Source organism: Shewanella sp., assembly GCF_051658185.1.
Classification (GTDB): Bacteria; Pseudomonadota; Gammaproteobacteria; order Enterobacterales; family Shewanellaceae; genus Shewanella.
The window spans coordinates 1-2,333 of record NZ_JBOFMC010000078.1 but is presented as its reverse complement, the minus strand read 5'-3'; the positions used below and the strand labels follow the sequence as shown (position 1 = coordinate 2,333).

The following is a 2,333-nucleotide window of genomic DNA, read 5'->3' as shown; positions in this document are numbered from 1 at the left end:
CCATTTCTCTAAAAATGTGCAGCGGCGTTTTGCCGTGGACGCGGTATTTTCCAGTGAGCAGCTGGTGTATCCCAAGGCCGATGGCTCGGTATGCAGCACTAAGGCCAGCGCTGATGGCAGCATGCGTATGGACTGTGCCTCGGGGTTTGGCGCGGTCACTATGGTGACCGGCACCTTTGGTTTTGTGGCCGCAAGCCGGGTATTGGCAAAATTGGCCCGGTTAGCTAACGCGTAATGCCTGCAAACGTCTCACGTTTAGTGTGACTCTCCGTGTCAAAAAACCAGCCGTTAACGGTACTCCATTCATCATCGGCGTTTAGGGATAAACGCCTCTATGTTGTCGTTGTCGCTCCCTCATCTTATAAGAGGCAGAGTGCTCCCAGCCAGATTATAAGAGGCGATGAGATCTCTGCCAGGCGTGATGGAGTGTCTGATCCGTTTTTATATCCGTTGCCTTATATCAGTGCCTGATATCCGTTAAGCGCTTCACTCTGCTGCGATAAAGGCCGTACGCTGCGGCATCGACGTTCTATTGACGCTATTTATGGCATTGAACTTGCTTGTTATTGAGTAGGTTCAATTTTTTGTCTGTGGAATAACGCTATGTTTAAACTCAAGCTGGATGCAGTTAAGTTTTTCAGCCCTCAAAAAGTGATGCTTAAGCTCATGTTATGGCTGATGGTGAGCTGTATTGTCTTGTTGTTTTGCCCCGCGAATGTGCTCGAGCTGTTGGCCCTCGATGAATTTGTGCCAGAACATGCGCATTTTATTGGCTTAGGCCTCATTATCTCGATAGCCTATTTTTTAAGTCAGTTAGTGAATTTGGGGCTGGATGAATCGATTCGTTATCTAAGCGATAAACGCACCATTGAGACGATTGAGGCTAAGGTTAATTTACTGGATCGCGCCGAACGAGCCTTGTTGCGAGAGTTTTTTTTGCAGGGCAGCACCATTTTAACCTTGCCGCAAAATGAACCCGCGGTAAAAAGCTTACTCAATACTTGCATCCTTGAGTGCCTCGGTAACGAGCGCCATTATGCTATTCAAGGGCCGACGGCCGATTATAAAATTGCCATGAAGGCACGTCGGTATCTCAATCGCGAGGTGCTGCGTTTACCCGCTGGTGAGCCGAGTCAGGAAGAAATGCAGCATCTGCTGAGGGCGCGGCCGCAGTTTTTAAATGGGTTAATGCAAAACCGTAAACACGTCGCTTAACCTTTGCACAGCCAACTCTGCGGCGGTATTCGTCGCCTGATGGCGTTAAGTGTTAATACTTAACGCCAGTCGCTTTATTGGCGGCCCAAAGCTCAAATGGTTTTATAAAAGACGCACAATAAAAAATGGGGGTGGTGAAACCCCCATAATCAAAAGCCAGTTTACAAAGGATAAAATAAACAAAAGGAAGCAAGACTACGGCTGTTGAGCTGACTTCACCACAAACATCCACCCGAGATATGAAATGATCCCGATAGTGGTAAAGATGACGATCATCGACATTAAACCAATGGGATTACCGAACATTAGATCAAGCCAAAATGCCATGATTGAAACCCTCTTTCCTGTGAAGTCAGCCTTAAATTAGCGCGATTGAAGGCTAAAAAAACTGATCCCGATCAATAAAAAATCGCAATATAAACAACATTGCAACCTTGCGGTAACATTTGTGAGATGGTTCAAATTTTATTAAGCTGCCTCGAGCCTGCGCGGTAACCCCCGATCCTGCTGGGTAGCGAAATGCTTGTGTTATCAAAGAGTGCCTGTGTTATCAAATAGGGCTACCAAATGGCCAGTGCATCTCTTTGTCATCAGCTCCTACTCACTGAAGGTAAGCGCTAAGAGCGTCTGCGCCGCCTGTCCTGTCTGTATTCTCAATCTTGCTGACGTGTGTTATCAGGCAGGCTTTGCATGTCAGGGTCTGTTGTTGGTGCAGGCCACTCTGAGGATGCGCGACAGTTCAATGCTTAACAATGCGCAGCGACGCACTGTTTACCCGTATTGTTGTTTGCCAGCACTGTTTACCCGCATTTACCGTTCAAGCGCATGATTTTTGAGCAGTTAACCGTAATTTAGGTTTATCCTTCCGGAAAGGGCTTGCCATTAGCCTAAGCAAAGGTATAATTCCCAGCACTTAGACGCAGCCCATCTTTGATGGCGGCGAAAAGCAACAATCTAAGATGCCAGTGTGGTGAAATCGGTAGACACAGCGGATTCAAAATCCGCCGCCCTTAAAAGCGTGCCAGTTCGAGTCTGGCCACTGGTACCATAACTCTTATTTAAGAGTATAAAGCCGACATCAAGTCGGTTTTTTTGTGCCTAAAATCTCTCACTCTCTC

2 protein-coding genes, 1 tRNA gene and 1 pseudogene are annotated in these 2,333 nt (G+C 47.1%); 3 read left to right on the top strand and 1 reads right to left on the bottom strand.

Annotated elements, in window-relative coordinates; translation table 11 throughout:
- Window positions 1–235, top strand: a pseudogene (locus tag ACRCZA_RS03460) (tRNA cyclic N6-threonylcarbamoyladenosine(37) synthase TcdA); the annotation flags it as partial.
- Window positions 236–603: 368 nt separating this feature from the next.
- Complete coding sequence (locus ACRCZA_RS03455; RefSeq protein ID WP_438673087.1) at window positions 604–1,215, top strand: superinfection exclusion B family protein; 612 nt, start codon at window positions 604–606, stop codon at window positions 1,213–1,215.
- 195 nt (window positions 1,216–1,410) lie between these two features.
- Here ACRCZA_RS03455 and ACRCZA_RS03450 read toward each other — a convergent pair whose 3' ends face one another.
- Window positions 1,411–1,542, bottom strand: a complete 132-nt coding sequence (locus ACRCZA_RS03450; protein ID WP_438673086.1) for a DUF3149 domain-containing protein — start codon at window positions 1,540–1,542, stop codon at window positions 1,411–1,413.
- Between the two features lie 634 nt (window positions 1,543–2,176).
- On the opposite strand from ACRCZA_RS03450, the gene ACRCZA_RS03445 reads away from it, so the two are divergent.
- A tRNA-Leu gene (locus ACRCZA_RS03445) sits at window positions 2,177–2,263 on the top strand.
- Window positions 2,264–2,333 lie beyond the last annotated feature (70 nt).